At 38.6% G+C, this 19,216-nt stretch carries 15 protein-coding genes; 10 read left to right on the forward strand and 5 right to left on the reverse strand.

The window, feature by feature from the left end:
* Window positions 1-217: 217 nt before the first annotated feature.
* Together AC2D3N_RS14665 and AC2D3N_RS14670 are read left to right on the forward strand one after the other, a co-directional pair.
* A complete protein-coding gene (locus AC2D3N_RS14665) occupies window positions 218-631 on the forward strand; it encodes a DUF3474 domain-containing protein (RefSeq protein WP_484691291.1) in 414 nt (137 codons plus the stop codon).
* Window positions 627-1,304: a fatty acid desaturase gene (locus tag AC2D3N_RS14670; protein WP_484693760.1), complete on the forward strand. Its 678-nt coding sequence runs from the start codon at window positions 627-629 to the stop codon at window positions 1,302-1,304. The genes AC2D3N_RS14665 and AC2D3N_RS14670 overlap by 5 nt, the downstream gene beginning before the upstream one ends.
* Before the next feature lie 66 nt (window positions 1,305-1,370).
* Here AC2D3N_RS14670 and AC2D3N_RS14675 read toward each other — a convergent pair whose 3' ends face one another.
* The 4 genes from AC2D3N_RS14675 to AC2D3N_RS14690 form a co-directional block, all read right to left on the reverse strand.
* Window positions 1,371-2,093: a hypothetical protein gene (locus tag AC2D3N_RS14675; protein WP_079681620.1), complete on the reverse strand. Its 723-nt coding sequence runs from the start codon at window positions 2,091-2,093 to the stop codon at window positions 1,371-1,373.
* Window positions 2,094-2,279: 186 nt separating this feature from the next.
* Complete coding sequence (locus AC2D3N_RS14680; protein ID WP_484691292.1) at window positions 2,280-3,125, reverse strand: bifunctional metallophosphatase/5'-nucleotidase; 846 nt, start codon at window positions 3,123-3,125, stop codon at window positions 2,280-2,282.
* Complete coding sequence (locus tag AC2D3N_RS14685) at window positions 3,112-3,864, reverse strand: metallophosphoesterase (protein WP_484691293.1); 753 nt, start codon at window positions 3,862-3,864, stop codon at window positions 3,112-3,114. Before AC2D3N_RS14685 ends, AC2D3N_RS14680 begins: the two co-directional genes overlap by 14 nt.
* Before the next feature lie 124 nt (window positions 3,865-3,988).
* Entirely contained in the window at window positions 3,989-4,333 is a 345-nt protein-coding gene (locus tag AC2D3N_RS14690) for a DUF4926 domain-containing protein (protein WP_079681406.1), read from the reverse strand.
* A 173-nt stretch (window positions 4,334-4,506) separates the two neighbouring features.
* Between AC2D3N_RS14690 and AC2D3N_RS14695 the strand changes: the two genes are divergently transcribed.
* The 8 genes from AC2D3N_RS14695 to AC2D3N_RS14730 all read left to right on the forward strand — a co-directional run bounded on the left by AC2D3N_RS14695 (window position 4,507) and on the right by AC2D3N_RS14730 (window position 17,400).
* Window positions 4,507-7,980 carry an AAA-like domain-containing protein gene (locus AC2D3N_RS14695; protein ID WP_484691294.1) on the forward strand — a complete coding sequence of 1,158 codons (3,474 nt, stop codon included), beginning with the start codon at window positions 4,507-4,509 and terminating at the stop codon, window positions 7,978-7,980.
* A gap of 316 nt (window positions 7,981-8,296) precedes the next feature.
* Window positions 8,297-8,593 (forward strand): photosystem II assembly protein Psb34, encoded by a 297-nt coding sequence (psb34, locus tag AC2D3N_RS14700; RefSeq protein WP_079681407.1) that lies wholly within the window; start codon window positions 8,297-8,299, stop codon window positions 8,591-8,593.
* A gap of 138 nt (window positions 8,594-8,731) precedes the next feature.
* Window positions 8,732-9,313, forward strand: a complete 582-nt coding sequence (locus AC2D3N_RS14705; RefSeq protein ID WP_484691295.1) for a Uma2 family endonuclease — start codon at window positions 8,732-8,734, stop codon at window positions 9,311-9,313.
* Between the two features lie 28 nt (window positions 9,314-9,341).
* Window positions 9,342-9,593, forward strand: a complete 252-nt coding sequence (locus tag AC2D3N_RS14710) for a hypothetical protein (protein ID WP_079681409.1) — start codon at window positions 9,342-9,344, stop codon at window positions 9,591-9,593.
* Between the two features lie 273 nt (window positions 9,594-9,866).
* On the forward strand, window positions 9,867-14,417 hold the full coding sequence (locus AC2D3N_RS14715) for a chemotaxis protein CheB (RefSeq protein WP_484691296.1): 4,551 nt from the start codon (window positions 9,867-9,869) through the stop codon (window positions 14,415-14,417).
* 351 nt (window positions 14,418-14,768) lie between these two features.
* Window positions 14,769-14,918, forward strand: a complete 150-nt coding sequence (locus tag AC2D3N_RS14720) for a helix-turn-helix domain-containing protein (RefSeq protein WP_484691297.1) — start codon at window positions 14,769-14,771, stop codon at window positions 14,916-14,918.
* Between the two features lie 2 nt (window positions 14,919-14,920).
* Window positions 14,921-15,625 carry an RNA-guided endonuclease InsQ/TnpB family protein gene (locus AC2D3N_RS14725; protein ID WP_484693761.1) on the forward strand — a complete coding sequence of 235 codons (705 nt, stop codon included), beginning with the start codon at window positions 14,921-14,923 and terminating at the stop codon, window positions 15,623-15,625.
* A 29-nt stretch (window positions 15,626-15,654) separates the two neighbouring features.
* A complete protein-coding gene (locus AC2D3N_RS14730; RefSeq protein WP_079681412.1) occupies window positions 15,655-17,400 on the forward strand; it encodes an ABC transporter ATP-binding protein in 1,746 nt (581 codons plus the stop codon).
* 243 nt (window positions 17,401-17,643) lie between these two features.
* Here the strand turns inward: AC2D3N_RS14730 and clpX are convergent, their stop codons facing one another.
* Window positions 17,644-18,987, reverse strand: coding sequence for an ATP-dependent protease ATP-binding subunit ClpX (gene clpX, locus AC2D3N_RS14735; RefSeq protein WP_484691298.1), 1,344 nt, complete (start codon window positions 18,985-18,987; stop codon window positions 17,644-17,646).
* Between the last annotated feature and the right edge of the window lie 229 nt (window positions 18,988-19,216).

Genomic DNA, 19,216 nt, shown 5'->3' on the forward strand with positions numbered 1-19,216 from the left:
CCCTCCCCTGAACACCCAAGCCCCACCCCTGACCAAGATTAGCCGAATAATTTTGCTCATTTAAGATTTGTTACGAAAATTAAGGTCTAATCAAGGTAAAATAAATTCCGTTCAGAACCCGCAGTTTAGGTTATTATCCCCAACCCTGATATTTGCGATTCAGTTTGGGGTGAAAACACAACTCGGGACTACTCATTCAGATTCAATTACAATATCTGTGCAATCATCCAATAAGTCTAACCAGGCCACCCTTAGTGCCTCAGCAACCAGAAAATCAGAGTTACCCTTTACTCTCCAAGATATCAAAGCGGCCATTCCCGCCCATTGTTTTGAACCCTCAGTTGGGAAATCTCTAAGTTACTTCTTCATTGATATTTCGATCATTGCCGGTCTGTATTTTATCGCCTATAAACTCGATTCTTGGCTGTTTTTCCCCATTTTTTGGGTGATGCAAGGAACGATGTTTTGGGCGTTATTTGTTGTGGGCCATGACTGCGGCCATGGGTCTTTCTCCAAAATCAAATGGCTGAATAACTTAATTGGCCATCTGTCCCATATTCCGATTCTAGTTCCCTATCACGGTTGGCGCATCAGCCATAGAAACCCATCACGCCAATACCGGAAATATTGATACCGATGAAAGTTGGCATCCGGTAACGGAAAGTACGTTCAATAATATGGTTTGGTATGAAAAGCTGTTGCCCTTTTACATCCCCTTAGTCGCCTATCCGGTTTATCTGTTCCGAAGTTCTTCTCCCCTGCGTAAAGGCTCTCACTTTTTGCCGAGTAGCCCTATGTTTAAAGAGTCCGAAAAATGGGATGTTATTACCAGTACATCTTTAATGATTGTAATGGTTAGCTTTTTAGGGTTGATCACTTATCAGTTTGGATGGGTGTTTTTCCTGAAATACTATTTCATGCCCTATTTCGTGTTTGTGATGTGGCTAGATTTAGTCACCTACTTACATCATACCGAGGCTGATATTCCCTGGTATCGGGGGGAAGATTGGTATTTCCTCAAAGGAGCTTTATCCACAATTGACCGGGATTATGGCTTTATTAATCCCATTCATCATAATATCGGAACTCACGTTGCCCATCACATTTTCTTGAGTATGCCCCACTATCATTTAAAAACAGCAACGGAGGCGATTAAACCCCTACTGGGTGAATATTATCGGTCTTCTAATGAACCGATTTGGAAAAGTTTTATTAAATCCTATCGGTCTTGTCATTTTGTTCCTGATAACGGTTCAAAAGTCTATTATCAATCGGCTTGGAATTCTGACAAAACCGTTGATTAGATCCTGTAAATCTTTAAGAAACCGAGTTTTAAAACCATTGTTTAGAACCCGGTTTTTTTCTGGGAATTATTGAATTTTAACGGTTAATTGATAACTAGCATTCCCCCGAGTTCCACCAACGATAATTTCATAATTTCCGGTGGCGGGTAATTTCAAACTAGACTGGGTGGCTTCAGTTTTCAAAACCTGCCCATTGGGAGCAATCACATCAAAAACAGCATTATTTTCTAAAGCGGTAATTTTTAGATCCATTCTTTGACCCTGGTTGGCTTTTAATAAATAGATATTGCGAGTTCCTCTTACCACCGACTGACTCACAGTTGCCGAATTTTTCCCTGGGGCAAAACGAACTTGAGAGACTAAACAGGGTTGTTTTTTATAAACTGTTCGTCCCGTATTTAAAGAGTCTGAATTTAATGTCCAAGTTTCCTTGGTTTTTTGAGTATCTAACTCAATTTTTGTAGTGATATTTAAGTTTAATTTATTGCCATTTTTCGTCCCTTCTAATATTTGAGTATAGGACGTATAATAGGATTCTTTTTTGTTATGAATGGTGGCTTCAACTCGACCCGTGACTTTATTCCCATCAATATAAATCCGGGCAGTAGAGTCCATATTATCATCAGCAACAGAAAAACAATATCCTTGAATTGAGGAAGCAGAATTAGAATTTTGAGCTAATTGGACTGAAGAATTAGAGATCACAGAATCCAATGTTAAACTATTAAGATTAGGACTCAAGCTAAGAATTGTTCCAGTCAAAACAACAAAATTGAATAATTTGATCATAAAAAATTTGGGTAGAAACTCCGTATTTTGGGGTTTAGGGGGATGGCTTTTTCCATTATATAGCAATCCGTATAGGATTTGTGATCAAAACCTGTAGGGGTTTGGTCTCCAAACCCAGGCGTAAAGAGGGTTTGGAGACCAAACCCCTACGATAAAATATTTAGGATTGCTATATCTTAAAAATGATTATTTCACCCTAATCCGATCGCCCGATTTCATATTAATTTCCGATTGCTTTTTAATATAATCAATCACCACATCCGCCAATAAAAATCCGGTGTCAACTTGATTTTTTCCTGATTTCATCACTTCATAACCATCTCCTCCGATGGACATGAAATTATTGGCAACCACTCGATAGGTGGCGGTTAAATCCAGGGGTTTTTCTTGCCCTGATTGATCAATAATGGTAACGGAAATAACCCGAGAACCCGCCGGAGCTTTTGGATCATAAATGAACCTTAATCCTGAAACTTGGGGGAATCTTCCCTCTCCTAATTCTACTTGACTGACGCCATGTTCTAAGGCTTGTTTGAGTTGTTCTCCGGTTAAATCTAAGCGAGCAATTGTATTCCCAAAAGGCATGACTTCAATCACTTGACTCACACTAATATTTCCGGCGGGAATACTAGACCGAATTCCTCCAGAATTTAATAAGGCAATTTCAGCACCATCGGGTCTTAATTTATTTAACATGGCATCGGTAATTAAGTTCCCTAAATTAGTTTCTTGAGTTCTAACTAAATCTCGACTTCCTTCTAAGGGGGTGAGGGTTTTTCCAATAATAGTTTGGCGTAGGACTTCTAGGGAAGCGGAAAATTTTGCTAACTGTTGGGCAAAGCTGGCATCCGGCTGAATTTGAACATCAATGGCGTGGGGTGTGCCTGTCCAAGAAGTTACTTCCCCTCGGCGATTAAATTTAACTTGTAAATCCCCTAAATATTTCCCCCATTCCCAAGACGTCACCACTAAAACCTTCTGACCTTTCGGGGTGGTTTCAACAATAGGATAGGGTTGTTTAGCATTGGGCATGGAAACCTAACGGCGTGTGGCTATGTCCCCCGATAATAATATCAATATCATTGACGGTTTTAGCCAGTTCTAAATCCGATTCTAAGCCAATATGAGTTAATCCAATAATTTTATTCACTCCTTGTTTTTTTAACTCAGAAACCGCCTTTTTTGCCGCTTGAATAGCATCGGTAAAACCCACTCCTTCCCCGGGACTCGACATATTAGCCGTGGCTTCTGTGGTTAAGCCAAATACCCCGATTTTTTTCCCTTTAACCGATAGAATCACCCAAGGTTTTACTAACCCAGCCAAGGGAGAATTAGGTGCGATTTCCAGATTAGCCGAAAGCATAGGAAACTTAGCTTTTTTAATAAAATTAGCTAAAACGGTTTGTCCTCGGTCAAATTCATGGTTTCCCAGGGTAACCGCCTGATAATTCATCTGATTATAAAAGGGTAAATCCGCTTGACCTAAATATTGGTTAAAATATAAAGTGCCTTGAAAAATATCTCCGGCATCTAGGAGGAGAGTTTCTCGGGGATTTTGGATTTTTAAGCGATCAATTAGGGTTTTACGTCGGACAATGCCTCCTAGTTCTGTCTCATTAACGGTGATGGGTTCTAGGTGGGCGTGATGATCATTGCTATGGATAATTCTCAGGTCAAATCCAGGATTGAATAATCCTAAACTGGGGGGAGCGATCGCTAAAATTATCCCGACAAAAAATAGAATAAAACTGTATTTTAGTATTCGTTTCATAAGTTTAATAAAAATTGAGATTTCTCTACAGAATGAATAATTTTAAACACTCCGTAGAGAAATGTAGCATAATTCTGAGACAGTTTTAGCTAAAATTTTAACTGAGGGTGATTTGAGTGTGATTCTACTCCTGAGTCGGTTTTTCTACTGGGGTTTCTGGAGAATGGGATTGTTCATTACCAACTTGGGGAACTTCATAACTAATATCGCCAAACACCGAAATAAAATTCCCCATTTCCGGGGTATCATTGACGACAGAGAACTGATCAGGATACAAAATTACATTCTCATATTCAAAACCCGATTCTCCAGTTTCACTAAGAATAGTTAGGTCAACCGCATATCCCTCTTTAGGACGTTCATAACATTCGATTATTGTTCCAATTGTTCCTTTGGGAATTAGGGATTTTCCAAAATCTGCGGGAATATCCACTAATGTTTTAATCCGATCATAGGCTTGTGCTTTCATTTTAAATCCTAAAATGGAGTTAATCTATCATACCGGATCGGATATGAAGCAGCCAGAAGTATTATCCCCATTCCCTATTCCCTATTCCCTATTCCCTATTCCCTATTCCCTATTCCCCATTCCCCATTCCCTATTCCCTATTCCCCATTCCCCATTCCCCATTCCCCATTTCTATGACCTTATACAAAGTTGGTGGTAGCTTAGAAAATCATGATCCTACTTATGTGATGCGAAGTAGTGACCAGCACCTTTATCATGCCTTAAAAGCGGGACAATTCTGCTATGTTTTTAATTCCCGACAAATGGGCAAATCTTCCTTAATGGTTAGAACTAAATACCAACTCGAAGCGGAAGGATATGCTTGTACAGTGATAGATATGACCCTAATTGGTAGCCAAGATACCACTCCGTTACAATGGTATAAAGGAATAGTAATGGATTTATTACGGGGATTTGGATGTTTTGATAAACTTAATTTAAAGATCTGGTGGCAGGAACAAGAAGGAATTTCTTTATTACAAAAATTAAGTGAATTTTTAGAAATTTTATTAGTCCAGCAATTTCCTGAACAGAATCTCTGTATTTTTATTGATGAAATTGATAGTATTCTGAGTTTAAACTTTCCCACGGATGACTTTTTTGCCCTAATTCGAGCCTGCTATAATCAACGGGCGATTAATCCCGCCTATAAACGTCTAACCTTTGCCTTATTTGGTGTGGCGACTCCTTCGGATTTAATAGCTGATAAAAACCGAACTCCCTTTAATATTGGCACAGCAATTAATTTAAGCGGATTTACCTTAACAGAAGCTGCCCCTTTAGTCCAAGGATTAACTGGAATTTTTGAACAACCGGAAGCCATGCTTCGAGAAATCTTAGCCTGGACAAATGGGCAGCCATTTTTAACCCAAAAACTATTAAGATTATTGGTGTTAAATCGGCAACTAAAAAATGATCTGATTGCTCAAAATAGTCCGATATTATGGATTAAAAAGATCGTGCGATCGCAAATCATTGAAAAATGGGAATCCCAGGACGAACCCGAACATTTAAGAACCATCCGCGATCGCTTACTGCACAACTCTCAGCACACCGGACGCCTGTTAGGAATTTACCAATCTATTCTACAAGAAATAAAAATAGAGATCGATGACAGCCCCGAACAAGTAGAGCTTTTATTATCTGGTTTGGTACTCAAAGATCAGGGATTTTTAAAGGTCAAAAACCTAATTTATAAAGAAGTCTTTAATTTAGTTTGGGTACAACAGCAATTAGCAAAAATTCGTCCCTATTCCCAGACCTTTGAGGCTTGGATCACTTCAAATCAAAAAGATGAATCACGGTTATTAAGAGGACAAGCCTTAAAAGATGCTCAAATTTGGTTCCAAGGAAAAAGTTTAAGCGATTTAGATTATCAATTTTTAGCAGCTTCAGTAGAATCGGATAGAAAAGGAGTCCAACTAATTTTAGAAGCTGAACGTGCTAAAGCCATTGAAGCCAAATTAGCCGAGGAAAAACAAAGATTATTACAGGAACAAAAAACTGCTAAATTACAACGATTATTTTTAGGAGCAATGAGTATTGCTTTTCTAATTGCTTCCGGCCTAGGATTATTCGCCTTCAAACAATACAGAGAAGCCAGAGTTAGCGAAATCAAAGCCTTAACTTCCTCCTCAGAAAGCTTGCTTGGTGCCAATCGTCAATTAGACGCCATGATCGTCGCCATTAAAGCCAAACGCAAATTAGAAAGTTTAGGGAATGTTGATCACCAAACCACTAAAAATGTTGAAACTGTTTTAAATCAAGCGGTTTATGGCAGTTATGAATTTAACCGTTTAAACGGACATAAAGGCAGTGTGATGGCGGTTGCTATTAGTCCCGATCTTCAGTTAATTGCCACAGGAGGGGAAGATCAAACCGTGAGAATTTGGAAACCCGATGGCAGCATTCTGCATATCTTAAAACATAGCGGAGCAGTCTGGCGGGTTGTATTTAATCCTGATAGTAATTTGATCGTTTCTGCTAGTTTAGATGGCAGTGTCAAACTTTGGCGGGTTGATGGTACATTAATCCGAAGTTTTCAAGCCCATCAAGGGCCAGCTTGGGGCGTTGCTTTTAGCCCTGATGGTCAACTCATCGCCTCATCTGGTGGAGATGCAAAGGTTAAATTATGGACGTTAGATGGGCGACTTTTAAAAACATTTATTGGTCATCAAAATTTTGTGAGAAGTGTGGCTTTTAGTCCAGATGGCCAGATGATTGCTTCCGGCGGAGCCGATAATACTATTAAATTATGGAGCGTTGATGGTAGATTACTCAAAACCCTAGAAGGACATCAAAAAAACGTCTGGCATTTAAGTTTTTGCCCCTCTAAAAATTTACTGATTTCTGCCAGTCAGGATCTCACCGCTAAAATCTGGAAACTGGACGGAACTTTAGTTAAAACAATTACCAATGATCGGCCATTTTTTGGGATTTATTGTCAGGATAAACAGATTGTCACTATTGACGAAGAAAACATCATTAAAACTTGGAAATTTGACGGCACATTGATTCAAGAATTAACCCAGTTTCGCAGTTTTATTGGATATGTGGCAATAAGTTCAAATGGTTTAATCGAAATTTCTGCTAATAATGAGGGCGTGATTAAACTCTGGCATCTCAATAACAATTTATTAAAACCTCTCACCGGACATCAGAATACAGTTTGGGACGTGGCGACTAGCCGGGATGGTCAATTAATCGCCTCAACCAGTGTAGATCAAACCCTGAAATTATGGCGTTCAGATGGTACACTTTTGCAAACCCTCAAAGACCAAGGATCTCCGGTTTTTCGGAGTGTGGTTTTTAGTCAAGACAGTCAAATATTAGTCACGGGTAGCCTAAATCAGAAGCTGCAACTTTGGGATATCCGTAATCCTGAAACCTCCGAGATCAAACTTCTAAAAACCTTGGTCGGACATAAAAATCCGATTAATGCTCTGGCGATCAGTCCCGATGATCAAACGATTGCTTCTGGAGATAATAAAAGCATCAAACTTTGGAATTTTGACGGGAAATTGCTGCACAGTTTTCCAGCCCATAATGAAATTATTTGGAAGTTAGCCTTTAGTAATGATGGACAATTTATCGCCTCTGCTAGTGCCGATCGCACGGCTAAAATTTGGACACGAGAGGGTCAATTAGTAGCAACACTTCCCCACAATAGTTCAGTTTGGGGAGTCGCTTTTAGTCCTCAAAATGATTTTGTCGTCACTTCTAGCCGAGATGATACCCTCAAATTTTGGCAGTTGGATGGAAAATTAATTAGAAGTATATCCGGTGAAGGTAAAGGGTTTAACCGCCTCGCCATTAGTCCTGATGGTCAAACCATTGCCACCGCCGGAGTTGATACAAATGTGAAGTTATGGAGTGCTACCGGAGACTTACTGGCGACTTTACCCGGACACCAAAGGATGGTTTTTAGTGTAGCGTTTACTGCTGATGGGAATTCCTTAGTTTCTGGATCGGATGATCAAACACTAATTATCTGGAATTTAAAAAAAATTCGCACTCTTAATCAACTTAATTATGCTTGTAATTGGGTGCGGGATTATTTAAGAACTAATATTGAGGTTGAGGAAAGCGATCGCTCTTTATGTCAGTAGGAAATAGGAAATAGGCAATAGGCAATAGGCAATAGGCAATAGGCAATAGGCAATAGGGAATAGGCAATAGGCAATAGGCAATAGGTTGTAACATTTTAATACTGACATGAAACAGCCAGAAGTGTTACCCATTACCTATTCGTAATTTGTAATTTGTAATTCGTAATTCCCTATTCCCTATTCCCTATTCCCTATTCCCTATTGCCTATTGCCTATTCCCTATTCCCTATTGCCTATTGCCTATTCCCTATTCCCTATTTCCTATTATTGTTTAAATAGGTTATAATAGTAAATATAAATTTAATAAGAGGGCAACATGACCAACTCCGAAACAACAGGGAAAACCCTTAACCCTAACCCAGAGCATCGTAGCGACGGTAGCGAACTCATTCCTGCCGAAATTGCAACAAATGATCCTCAATCTCCTGATGTAGTTCCTGGAACTGGCTACACTAAAGATGATGAAGGTCTGATCAATAACTTCGCTGTTGAACCTGATATCTACCCCTCGGAATATCCCTCACCTGGACAACAAAAACGATATATTTTTCTAGGGGCGGGAGCAGTTTTGTTCGTTGTTATTTTGCTAATGATTACCTTTTCTGTTAGCTAAATATTAATGGACGATGGTCAATAGGTAGTGAGCAATGAGCGATCGAGAATGGGCGATAGTCAATCTTAGAATAGGTCATAGGTAGTCCGTCTAATGTTGATATAATTGAACCGTAGCCAACTCAATTAGGATAAAATCATGGAAACTACTACACTATCTACACCCTTTGAGTTAACTATTGAACTAACAGATGACCAGTTTTTTCAGCTATGCCAAAACAACCGGGATTTGAGATTTGAACGCAGTGCATCGGGAGATTTAACTGTTATGCCACCTACAGGTAGCGAAACGGGCAACCGGAATATCAAAATTAGTGCTCAATTAGAAATCTGGAGTTCTCAAAATAATTTAGGATTAGCCTTTGATTCCTCAACGGGTTTCAAACTTCCCAATGGGGCAAATCGCTCCCCCGATGCCGCTTGGGTCAGTAACCAAAGATGGGAGGTTTTAACCACAGCAGAAAAAGAAAAATTTGCTCCCCTATCTCCAGATTTTGTCGTCGAATTACGCTCAAAAACTGATTCCTTAGAAAAGCTACAAGCGAAAATGCAAGAATATATAGAAAATGGGACAAAATTAGGATGGTTGATTGATAGACACCATCAGCGTGTAGAAATTTATCGTCCGAATCAAACAGTAGAAATTATTCTATCTCCCCAATTTTTATCGGGAGAAAATATCTTACCAGGATTTGTATTAGATTTGAAAAATATTCTCTAAAGTCTTGTACCATTAAGGAACAGTTACCATGAATATTCAATTAGTAGAATCTTTGGCAACAATTATTAATACTTTGAGTGTAGAAGAACGCCAACTATTACAAAAAAAAGTAAAAATTAATGGCGAAATGTCTCCAGCTAATATTACTGTAGATCATCAATCTGCCCAAGATTGGATAGAAAAACTACAGAATTGGAGTATGAGCCATCGGCAAAATACCCCGTTATTATCAGATGAAGCTGTGAGCCGTCAAGGAATTTATGAGGAACACACGAGATAATAGATTATGAGTCTGTTTAAGGATAAAAAATTCTGGCAAAAATAATTAAATAAAAATTAAGTTTGTTGACAAAAGTGTTTATTTGAGTTACAATTTTATTTTATTTTATTTTATTTTATTTTATTTTATTTTATTTTATTTTATTTTATTTTATTTTATTTTATTTTATTTTATTTTTTGAAAACCATTTGTTGATGTGTTCATAGAAAGTTATCTGACTAATAAATAAAATTTTAATTCCTGTACCAATCCCTTTTAATTACCTTCCTTAATATGACACAAAATACCCAGAATAATAGCCCTGAAACGCCAGAAAAATTTTTTGTGGTAGCCATGGGTGCGTCAGCCGGAGGTTTACAACCTTTAGAAGAATTTTTTACCCATTTACCGAATAATCCCGGTGCCGCTTTTGTGGTTTTACAACATCTTTCTCCCGATTTTCCCAGTTTGATGCCCGAATTAATTCAAAGACGCACCTCAATGCAAGTTGAACCGATAAAAGATGGGGTACAGTTACATCCAAATCATATCTATGTATTGCCACCGCGTCACACTTTAACAGTCGAAAAAGATTGCTTACGATTAGAACAACATCTTTCTGAGCGGGTAAATTATCCGATCAATATTTTCTTCAAATCCCTCGCCACCGAATGGGGGGAAAAAGTGATCGGAATCCTGCTATCGGGAACGGGAAACGATGGCACAGAAGGATTACAAGCTATTAGTCAAAAAGGCGGAATCACCCTAGTTCAATCCCCAGAAACCGCCCAATTCACCAGTATGCCGAGTAGTGTGATACCTTGTGATTGCTTGGATGGGATTTTATCCCCGCAAGATTTAGCCCAGGCGGTTTATAGTTTAGTGGGCTATTCCCTGAACTATCCCATTTCTCAAGTCAAAGGCGGAGATTTAATTCCCGTAGAACAATTTGAACAAATCCTGGGGATTTTATCCAAATATGAAAAGATTGATTTTTGTCAATACAAAATTAGCACCCTCAGTCGTCGGATTCTGAATCGTTGTGGTGTCACCCAATCCCCAAATTTAACTCAGTATATTACCTTATTAAATCAATCGGAAACGGAAAGAAAATTACTCCGTCAAGATTTATTAATTAGTGTTACCCAATTCTTTAGAGATCCTCCCGCCTGGGAATTAATAGAACAGCAGGTTTTACCGGAGTTGATCAACTCCTTAGCACCCCAGGAACAATTGCGAGTCTGGGTTCCCGCCTGTGCGACCGGAGAAGAAGCCTATTCCTTAGCCATATTAATTGATGAAGCAATTCAGGCGGCTAATAAAGAGATCACCGTCAAAATGTTTGCCACCGATATTGATAGTAAAGCCCTGGAAGTAGCCTCTCAAGGAACTTATAACGAAAGCATTAAAAATAATATTACTCCTGAACGTTTAGAGAAATACTTTATCTATAAAGCCGGCTGTTATCAAGTCAAACGGCATTTACGCGAGATGTTAATTATTGCCCCCCATAATTTAACTAAAAATGCGGGTTTTTCTAAAATGAATTTGATTAGTTGCCGAAATGTGCTGATTTATATGCAGCCTCTACTTCAGCAACAAGTATTACGCTTGCTGCATTTTTCTTTAGCTTCCCAAGGGATTTTATTTTTGGGAAATGCCGAAACCTTGGGAGAAATCGAAACAGAATTTATTAATATCGATCAAAGATGGAAAATCTTCCGCAAACACCGAGAAATTCAACTGAGTTTAATGCCCGTATCCCAGCTACCCCTATTAGCTCCAGTCACGATACCACCCACCTCTAATCGAAATTTATTTCAGTATGAACGGATTTTAGATTCAGTTTTTAATCTTTGTTTTACAGAACAACATTTGACCTGTGTATTAATTAATCAAGACTGCCAATTACTGCATATCTTTCATAATGGTGCAGATTTGCTATCCTTCTCCACAGGCAAGCCTAAATTGGATATTACGGAACTGGTTCCCACCCCTTTACGATTACCCTTGAAAACCGCTATCCATCGAGCCAAACGGGAACAACAAAATGTTCTGTATACAGGCATTAATTTGTTCAGAAATGGGGTGAATGAGATCCTCAGTTTAAAAATAGCATTTCCCAATAAATACCCAATCATAAATGAATTTCTATTGGTTTTATTGGAGATAAAAACCACAGTAGAAAACAAATCTAATCAGATTGAGTTTCAGGTTGATATTGAAACCGTCAAACAAATCACCGAATTAGAATATGAACTGCAACAAACCCGAGAAAATTTACAAGCGACTATTGAAGAATTAGAAACGACCAATGAAGAACAACAGGCTACCAATGAAGAATTACTGGCTTCTAATGAAGAATTGCAAAGTACCAATGAAGAATTACAGTCGGTAAATGAAGAACTTTATACCGTTAATTCAGAATATCAGATTAAAATTCAACAACTCACCGAACTAACGAGCGATATTGATAATTTACTTCGCAGTACCGATATCGGGGTGATCTTTCTGGATAATGATCTGAATATTAGAAAATTTACCCCGACGACCAGTAATATTATTAATATTCTTCCCACTGATATTAACCGCCCCCTCAGCCATTTTACCCATAATTTAGACTGTCCTAACTTAGTTGAAATTTTATCGAATTTTGTCGTGACTCAAATTCCCTTAGAATTAGAAGTGATCAACCAAAGGACTCAAAAACAACTGTTGATGCGAGTGAACACCTATAAAGGGGAAAATAATAACAATAATGGATTAGTTGTTACCTTTGTTAATATTAATGAGTTGAAAAAAATTCAAAATCAACTCCAAGCTAGTAATAATTGGTTAGAGAATATTTATATTAATAGTCCTGTGGGGTTATGTTTACTGGATCAAAATCTAAAATTTGTTAAAGTTAATGAAAACTTCGCCAAGATTAATCATTTGTCCGTAGGAGAACATATTGGCAAAACCGGGCAAGAGTTATTTCCTGAATGGGCAAGTATTTATGAACCCTTGATGCGTCAAGTCTTAGAAACGGGTGAAACCCTGAGAAATGTCGAATTTCAAACCCTAACCCCTGTCTTTTCACAAACTCGATATTGGGTCAGTAGTTTTTATCCAGCTTTATTACAAGATGGACAGTCTGGAGTCGGAGGAGTCATTACAGAAATTACCGAACAAAAAGAGACTCAGAAAGAGGTAAAAAGAGCAAAAGATCGCCTAGAAGAAGCTCAAAGTATTTCCCAGATGGGAAATTGGGAATTGAATCTTCAGACTCAAAAAATGCGCTGTTCAAAGGAATTATTTAAGATTCTTGGCTTTGATTTTAATTTAGGAGAACCCACATTATCCCAGTTAATTACTCGCATTCATGTTCAGGATCAACCTAAATTTTTAGAGTCTTTAGAACAACTCAAAACCCAAGGGATTAGTTATGATCTAGATCTCAGAATTATTCGTCATAATGATGGGGTAATTCGATATATTAATGCTATAGGTAAGGCTGGTTATAATCAACAGCATCAGATTACCGATATCTATGGCACAATGATGGATATTAGCGATCGCAAACAAGCAGAAATCGCCCTATCTGAAGCCAAGGAAGGCGCGGAAGCCGGAACCAAAGCCAAAGGTGATTTTCTAGCTAATATGAGTCACGAAATCCGTACCCCGATGAATGGTGTGGTGGGGATCGTTCAACTTTTGTTGATGACCGATCTTTCCCAGGAACAAAAAAAATTAGTCGATATGATTCAAGATAGCGGGAATCTGCTTTTAACCATTATTAATGATATTCTTAACTTCTCAAAAATTGAATCGGGGAATTTGGAACTAGAAGAAAATCCTTTGGTTTTAAGAACTATATTCCAGTCGGTATGTGATCTCTTACACAAAGAAGTTGTAGAACGAGAAATTGACCTCACCTATTTAATTGATTCTGATATTCCTAATTATTTTTTAGGAGATAGTTCTCGTTTGAGACAAATTTTATTAAATCTAATAGGAAATGCGGTTAAGTTTACTAGTCATGGCAGTGTTTCTATTCGGGTAATGGGTCAACCTATTTCTGGTCAGAAATATGAATTAATCATCTCGATTCAAGATCAGGGGATTGGGATTAATTCTGATCAAATTAATCAACTCTTTCAACCCTTTACCCAGGGAGATATTTCCATTAATCGTAAATATGGCGGTACGGGTTTAGGATTAGTGATTAGTCAGAGTTTAGTTAATTTAATGGCAGGAACAATTTGGGTGGTAAGTCAGGGTGAGATTGGGGGAAATCCTCCCCCGGATTTTTTCTTAGATCCCGAACAACCTCAGACCCAAGGTTCAACTTTTTATTTTATCCTGCAATTAAAACTCGCTGCTGAGAGCGACATTAATTTACTAACAAATCCCGCTTTACCTCAAGTCGAAAAAATTTATGATCAATCGCAATTAAAAGTTTTGATCGCCGATGATGATCAGATCAATCAAGAATTTGGATTATTACTTCTGAAATTATTTGACTATGATGCGGATATTGCTAACAATGGATTAGAAGTATTAGAAATGTTAGAAAAACAATCCTATGATATCATTTTGATGGATATGCAAATGCCAGAAATGGATGGTTTAACCGCAACAAAAATAATTCGTGAATCCGCCCAAACCCAACCCTGGATTATTGCGGTGACGGCTAATGTTTTAGAGCGCGATCGTCAAAGATGTTTGGAGATAGGGATGAATGATTATCTGAGTAAACCGATCATGATCGAAGATTTTAATAAGGCTATTTCTAAATATTTGGAAAGTTTAGGGAATGGGGAATGGGGAATAGGGAATGGGGAATGGGGAATTACGAAGTGATTTCTTGCCAAAATCAGCTATAGTATTTATTTGATTAACCCAAACCTTCCCTATCGAGCACAGGATTAAAACATTCAGTCAACTGTAAATCCAATTCAGTCTCTAATTTAACTAACACCGCCGGGAAGTCCCCCGCTCTACAATAACCCAGGTGAGCGGTGGGATGAAAGGCGGGTCAACGTAGGTACGGAGTTGACCAAATCTTTTTTATTATGTATAGCAAGAGGCAATAGGGAATGGGCAATGGGCAATAGGTAAATACTTACTATAAGTAGCTTTTAGCTTTCAAGAATGTCCTAATAGATGTGGCAACTGCTATAGTAAGATATTCAGACCAGGAGGTGATATTGAGTGCCACACAAAGCTGTACAAGTCCGTCTGTATCCAACTGCATTGCAAGAAGCACTACTAGCCCAAACATTTGGATGTTCGCGGTGGTGGTGGAATTATGCTTTAAATAAATCGATTCAGGTTTATCAAGATACGGGGAAATTGACTTAGGAATCAAACACTTTGCCGTTGTCACTGATGGCGAAAATGTTTCTAAATACGATAATCCCAAACATCTTGCTAAACATGAGAAAAATCTCAAACGCAAACAGAAAAAATTAGCGCGTAAAGAAAAGGGGAGTAAATCCAGAAATAAATATCGTCAAGTTATTGCCTCCTTATACGAACGAGTGAGTAATTCCCGGCAAGATTTTCTACACAAACTTAGTCATAAGTTGGTCAGCGATAGCCAAGCTGTCATAGTAGAAAATCTTCATGTCAAAGGCATGGTTCGTAATCACAATTTGGCAAAAGCAATATCTGATTGTGGATGGGGAACTTTCACTAATTTTCTAGCTTACAAACTAGAAAGAAAAGGCGGTAAGTTAGTGGAGATTGATAGATGGTTTCCTAGTTCCAAACTCTGTTCTAATTGTTTCTATCAAGTCAGTCAAATGCCATTAGATGTTCGTGAATGGACTTGTCCTAATTGTGGTACTGATCATGACCGAGATGGAAACGCAGCTATAAATATTAGAGCAGAGGGCATCAGAATGCTTGCATTGAGCGCAGTCGAAATGCTAAAGACGGATGGTGCAGCCGTCTCTGCTGTAGGAGGGGAGGTAAGACCAAAAGGGGGATGCAAGTCCGTCTTGAGGCATTCCCCTGTGAGTACAGAAGCCGACACTGTACTTGGTACTCCAAGTCAGTGTGGGTAGTTCACTCTGTTAACCTGATTCGCCTAAATATGAAATCTTCTCGATTCCAAAAACTGATAGAGTATCTGCGTCCCCATAAAAAAGCTACAATATTAGGAATTGTGGCGTTATTTCTGGTTAATGCGTTGGGGGTTTATATTCCGATTTTGATTCGGGATATTGTGAATGAACTGCAAGTAGCGATTAACTTTGATACGGTACAAAATCAGGTATTCTTGATTTTTATTTTAGCCTCAATTATGTGGGTGATTCGGATGATCTCACGGACTATCATTTTTGGGGTAGGTCGTCAGGTTGAATTTGATTTAAAACAAAAGATTTTTAATCATTTATTAACCCTAGAATCCTCCTATTTCTCCGAAAGTACCATTGGAGATTTAATTAACCGTGCCACCAGTGATGTTGATAATATTCGCCGTTTATTAGGTTTTGCGGTTCTCAGTATTGCTAATACCATCTTTGCCTATGGTTTAACCCTGCCAGTAATGTTAGCAATTAACTTCCGCTTGACTTTATTATCTATTTCTGTTTATCCCTTCATGTTGATTTTAGTGCAGGTTTTTAGTGGGAAACTCAGAGATCAACAAATGACAGTTCAGGAAAAACTCTCGAATATTAGCGATCTGATTCAAGAGGATATGAGTGGCATTTCTTTAATCAAGATTTACGCTCAAGAAGAAAACGAACGCCAAGCTTTTGCCGAAAATAACCAACAATTATTTTATGCTAATTTAGATTTAGCTAAAACCCGAAATCTTTTGTTTCCCATTTTAGGGGGAATTGCTAGTTTAAGTTTTTTAATTTTATTGGGAATTGGGGATGAATTTATTGCCAATGGAGAACTGAGTATTGGTGATTTTGTAGCCTTAATTTTATATGTGGAACGTTTAGTATTTCCCACGGCTTTATTAGGATTTACGATTACAGCCTATCAACGGGGAGAAGTGAGTATTGATAGAATTGAAGGGATTTTAAGTGTTGAACCTCGGATCAAAGATACCTTAGAACCTTTACCTTTACCCACTCCCATTCAAGGATGGTTAAGTGCATTTCATCTGAGTTATACCTACCCCAGAAGCCAAGTTCCGGCTCTAAATGATGTTAATTTCACGATTAAACCAGGGGAAACCGTTGCCATTGTTGGTCAGATTGGTTCTGGAAAATCGACTTTGGCTAATGCTATTCCTAGGTTATTAGATATTAAGATAGATCAATTATTTGTGGATGGTCAGGATATTACGCAGTTAAAGTTATCGGATTTGAGAAGTGCGATCGCCTATGTTCCTCAAGAGAGCTTTTTATTTAGTACCAGTATTCAGAATAATATTGCCTATGGTAATCCCCTAACGGAACAATCGGAAATAGAAATGGCGGCTAGAATTGCTAAAATTCATGAAGAAATTTTGAATTTTCCTAAACAATATGAAACCCTAGTGGGTGAAAGGGGAATTACCTTATCCGGTGGACAACGACAACGAACTGCTTTAGCCAGAGCACTATTAGTAGATGCACCAATTTTGATTTTAGATGATGCTCTTTCGAGTGTAGATAATCAAACTGCCACGGAAATTTTACGAAATTTAAAAATCGGAGTCCAACGGAAAACCGTGGTTTTTATCTCCCATCAAATGTCGGCGGCTGCCATGGCGGATCGGATTTTAGTGATGGAAAAAGGGAGTATTATTCAAACTGGAACCCATACCGAATTAGTAGGAATAAAAGGACTATATCAGACCCTTTGGAATCAACATAAATTAGAGGAATTATTGGTTTAATTTAATTTTTGATTTGGGGTTGGGCGGGTTTATTTAGGTTGTTTTTTTGTATTCAAGATGGTTACGGAACCCGCCCCTACGGGTTAATATTAACAAAAATTTCGTCATACCGCGTAGGGGCGGGTTCGCGTCAACCAAGAAAAAGCACCCCAAAACTTTATAAACCCGCCCCGACCCCGACAATAATTAATGGTTAATTGAATATGGTTAATTGAATTTTGGGTTTGCGGTGGGGCGGGTTAATTATGCCGACTCATGTTGTCGATGCCAAGCGGGATGCCATAATACCTCGGCGGTAGAACGTTTTTCTACCATTTCTTGGGTAATCAGACAGTGAACAACATCTTTTCTGGAGGGAATTTCATACATGACTTCTAACATTAATTCCTCCAAAATTCCCCGTAGAGCTCGCGCCCCGGTTTTCCGACGGAAGGCTTCCTTGGCAATCGCTTTTAACGCCTCGGGTTCAAATTCTAACCGGACATTATCCATGCGTAATAGCTTTTTATATTGTTTAACCAAAGCATTACTTGGTTCGGTTAAAATTTGCATCAAAGCCCCTTCATCCAAAGGAGAAACCCTAGTTAAAACTGGAAGTCGGCCAATAAATTCAGGAATTAATCCAAATTTAACTAAATCTTCCGGTTGAACATGATACAAAACTTCGTCGGACTGGAGGGGAACAATCGGAGTTTTATGATCTTCTCTTGACTGCACAAAACCCAGGGATTTTTTGCCCAAACGTTGTTCAATCAGTTTTTCTAAACCCACGAAAGCCCCGCCACAGACAAATAAAATTTTGCTGGTATCAATTTGGATAAAATCCTGATAGGGATGCTTGCGTCCGCCCTGGGGAGGAACATTCACCACCGTGCCTTCTAACATTTTTAATAGGGCTTGTTGTACCCCTTCTCCAGACACATCTCGGGTGATGGAGGTATTTTCACTTTTACGCGCTATTTTATCAATTTCATCAATATAAATAATCCCCTGTTGTGCGGCTTCAATATCAAAATCGGCAACCTGTAATAACCGCAATAAAATATTTTCCACATCATCCCCAACATAACCGGCTTCGGTTAAAGTGGTGGCATCGGCAACGGCAAAGGGAACATCTAATAATTTTGCTAAAGATTGGGCGAGTAAGGTTTTACCACAACCCGTTGGCCCCATCAAGAGAATATTCGCTTTTTGTAATTCTATCGCATCATCAGCCTCGGCATCAGAAGCTTTTAACTTTTCTACACTCAGACGTTTATAGTGGTTATAAACTGCAACGGATAGAACTTTTTTTGCCCCATCTTGACCGATGACATGATCATCTAAATAGTTTTTAATTTCGATGGGTTTAGGAATGGAAGTCAGAGAAAATCCTTTATTGGCAGACTGTTTGGCAGAACGGGCTGGCTGCCCTCCAACGGAAACCGAGGCTGAATTTCGATCTGAAAATTCTTCTTCCAAAATCTCGTTACAGAGTTCGACGCATTCATCACAGATATAAACACCAGGGCCTGCAATTAATTTGCGAACTTGCTCTTGAGATTTACCGCAGAACGAACATTGTAAGTGAGAGTCATATCTGGACATATTGAATTAATTTTTAATTAACTGCTGGTGGCTTTTCCCTAAATGGGGAAGATAGACTGAATTGCGTCACGACCTAGACCGGGGCAACTTTCCTGGGTGAATATCCGCACGCAAGATTCATACTATCTTTCCCTAAACTAACACTAAATGAAGAAAACGTGGGAATTATCAGAAAAATGGGTTTAAAACCTCGTCCTTCTCGGCCTGCCCTCATGAAAATGGGGGACGA

Source organism: Planktothrix sp. PLAVEN19ND (genome assembly GCF_057220675.1).